This is a genomic window from Methylobacterium sp. B1 (assembly GCF_000333255.1).
Taxonomy (GTDB): Bacteria; Pseudomonadota; Alphaproteobacteria; order Rhizobiales; family Beijerinckiaceae; genus Methylobacterium; species Methylobacterium fujisawaense.
This window is the reverse complement of the sequence record NZ_BACT01000293.1, coordinates 1-2,989: the sequence shown is the minus strand read 5'-3', so window position 1 is coordinate 2,989 and position 2,989 is coordinate 1. Positions and strand designations below refer to the sequence as shown.

Sequence of the window (2,989 nt, the reverse complement as noted above, 5' to 3'; positions counted from 1 at the left end):
TTGATTCCCGGAGCGGACGAGGCGCCCTCGGAAATGGTCCCCCCCGGCACGAAGACCGAGAACATCATTGGGCCGGGCGGGATTTTCTGGTCCCCCACGGCGCCCGCAAGCTTCAGTGCGCCGGCTGCCACCCGCAGCGTATCGGTGGTCGGCTGGCCACCCATCACGAGCCGCTTGGAGGCGCTGGCGAAACCGTAGGTCACGGTCGCCACATAGGTGCCCGGGGCGAGGTTGAAATGCGGCTCCGCCTCGTTGGAACGGGCGACGATCGCGGGGCGGGTGCCGTCGCCCCGGTCCTCGTAGATGCGCCATGCCAGCCCCTGGCGCAGGGGTGTGCCCGGCCCGGACAGAAGCGCCGACAGGGACAGCTGCGCCTCCGGCTCGGCGGCCGGCAGGGATGGCGGCAGGTTCGGCGTGGTTATCGACGGCGAGGGGAGGGCGCCGCCGAGCCGGTTCTGGAACGGGTCCTGCTGGGCGGATGCGGGCAGCAGGCCGGCAGCGAGAATCGCCAGCGCCGTCGCGGCAAGCCTCATGCGCATCGGTCGGCCTCTCTCAACCCTTTGCCCCAGCTCGGACGCCGGATCGTCCGGGGCTGCCTGTGCCTCCGGACCATGGCGGTGGCAAGGCCGCACTTCCACCGGAGGCCCGCGCATGCCACATCCCCCACGGGACGCGATACCGGGACGGAGCGCATGACCGCCACCCTCGATCTCCTGAAGACCCGACGTTCGGTGCCGCCGCCGCTGCTGGACGAGCCGGGCCCGGATCGCGCGCAGCTGGAGGCAATCCTGACCGCGGCCTCCCGCGTGCCCGACCACGGCAAGCTCGCGCCCTGGCGCTTCATCGTGATCGGCGGGGAGGCGCGGTCGCGGGCGGGCGAGATCATTGCGTCGACCTTCGCGGCGGACAATCCGGACGCCTCGCCGGAGCGGCTCGCGCAAGAGCGGGCGCGCCTGACCCACGCGCCGGTGGTCGTCGCGGTGGTCTCGCGAGCTGGGCCGCATGTGAAGATCCCGGAATGGGAGCAGGTGCTCTCCGCCGGTGCCGCCACCATGAACCTCGTGATCGCGGCGAATGCCGCCGGTTTCGCGACCTCCTGGCTGACGGAATGGTTCGCCTACGACCGTCGCGTCCTCGACGCACTGGGCTTGGCGCCGACCGAGAAACTGGCGGGCTTCGTCCATATCGGCCGGGCGCGCGAGGTGCCCTCCGACCGGCCGCGGCCGGCGCTCGACGACATCGTCACCTACCTCTGAAGGGACCGGCCGTGCATTACGATCTCGCGCTGCCTCGGGAGGCGCGCGCCCTCCCGCACAATCCGCTCAAGGCCATCGTCGCGCCCCGGCCGATCGGCTGGATCAGCGCCATGAACCGTGCGGGCGCGGTGAACCTCGCGCCCTACTCGTTCTTCAACGCCGTGGCCGACAACATGGTCGCGTTCTCCTCCACGGGCCGCAAGGACGCGATGACCTTCGCCGAGGAGGGGCAGGAATTCGTCTGCAGTCTCGCGACCTGGGATCTGCGCGACGGGATGAACGATTCCTCGGCGCCGCTGCCGCGCGGAACGAGCGAGTTCGCCTTCGCCAAGCTGGAGACCGCGCCCTCGCATAAGGTTCGCCCACCGCGGGTGGCCGCCTCGCCGGCGGCGTTGGAATGCCGCTGGTTGCAGACCGTGCCGCTGGTCCCCCTCGAGGGCGGCGAGGCCGAGAATTTCCTGGTGATCGGCCAAGTCGTGTCGATCTATATCGATCCACGCTACGTGGTCGACGGCATGGTCGATACGGCGGCGATGCATCCGATCATGCGTGGCGGATACTTCGACTACTTCCACGTCACGGCCGACACCCGGTTCCAGATGCGCCGGCCGAAGGGCGCCGGGGAGTTCACCGGGTCCTGAAACAGGATCGGGCCGCGCACCGTCGATTGAGGACTTGTTTACCATAGCGGGCGCAGGTTCGGACGGTCCCCACTCCCGTGCGCGCCCGGATGTTCCTGTTCACCACGCCGTCGAGCCCACCGGAGAGCCCGCCGCCCCAGGCGCGGTCCCTGCCGGCCGCGCCCGCCTCGGGGCCGGTCGTCCAGGCGATCCGTGACGGAGCGACGGCGAGCGGCGTCGGCTTCGACTATCTCCTCGCCACGGCGCGGCGTGAATCGGCCCTCGATCCCGCCGCCAAGGCGGGGACCTCCTCCGCCACCGGGCTGTTCCAGTTCATCGAGCAGACCTGGCTCGGCGTGATGAAGAATGCCGGGCCGCGGCTCGGTCTGCAGGCCCAGGCCGAAGCCATCACCCGACAGTCGGACGGGACCTATACGGTCCCCGACGCGAGCCAGCGGCAGGCGATCCTCGACCTGCGCCGCGATCCCAAGATCTCCGCCACGCTGGCCGGCGCCCTGACCCAGCAAAATGCGGACGCCCTGACGAGCGCCCTCGGCCGCGAGCCGACCGCGGGCGACCTCTATGCGGCGCATGTGCTGGGCGCGAAGGGTGCCGCGGCCCTGATCTCGACGGCCCGCGCCTTCCCGGAGCGCGCCGCCGCCCTCGACCTGCCGGAGGCGGCCGCCGCGAACCGGGCTCTGTTCTACGACCGCGCCGGACGGCCGCGTAGCGCTGCCGAACTGTATGCCAGCCTCTCGGCGGCCGCACAGGGCGCGGCCGCCACCGACCTGACCGGCCTGCGCCAGGATAACGCCGCCGCGCCGCAGGCCGTGTCGGCCTATGCCAGTGCGGTGGCACTCATGCGGTGGGGCAAGCGCTGGCGTTCGCCGGCTCTGATCGCCGATGCGCGTCACGTCTTCGCCGACGTTGTCACGTCCTGCGGTGTCCTTGCCGGCGTCGGCGCCGTCATCCTGACCGGGTACCCGGTCCTCGACCCCGTCGTGGCCGGGCTCGTGGCGCTCAACATCCTCTGGTCCGGCTTCCGCATGGTCCGGGAATCGGTGGACGGCCTGATGGATCGGGCCGCCCCGGCCGAGATGGTGAGCCAGATCC

General features: G+C 71.1%; 3 protein-coding genes and 1 pseudogene. 3 read left to right on the top strand and 1 reads right to left on the bottom strand.

The annotated features are described in order from the left end of the window. A pseudogene (locus I53_RS08610) lies at positions 1-539 on the bottom strand (hypothetical protein); the annotation flags it as partial. A 153-nt stretch (positions 540-692) separates the two neighbouring features. On the opposite strand from I53_RS08610, the gene I53_RS08605 reads away from it, so the two are divergent. From I53_RS08605 to I53_RS34965, 3 genes are all read left to right on the top strand, one after another. Next, positions 693-1,256 (top strand): nitroreductase, encoded by a 564-nt coding sequence (locus I53_RS08605; protein ID WP_043349198.1) that lies wholly within the window; start codon positions 693-695, stop codon positions 1,254-1,256. Positions 1,257-1,267: 11 nt separating this feature from the next. Next, the gene (locus tag I53_RS08600; protein WP_043349196.1) at positions 1,268-1,897 is read left to right on the top strand and encodes a flavin reductase family protein; all 630 of its coding nucleotides are present in this window, start codon (positions 1,268-1,270) and stop codon (positions 1,895-1,897) included. Positions 1,898-1,986: 89 nt separating this feature from the next. Next, positions 1,987-2,989: cation transporter (locus I53_RS34965; protein ID WP_083936002.1), on the top strand; the 1,003-nt coding region annotated here is incomplete at its 3' end.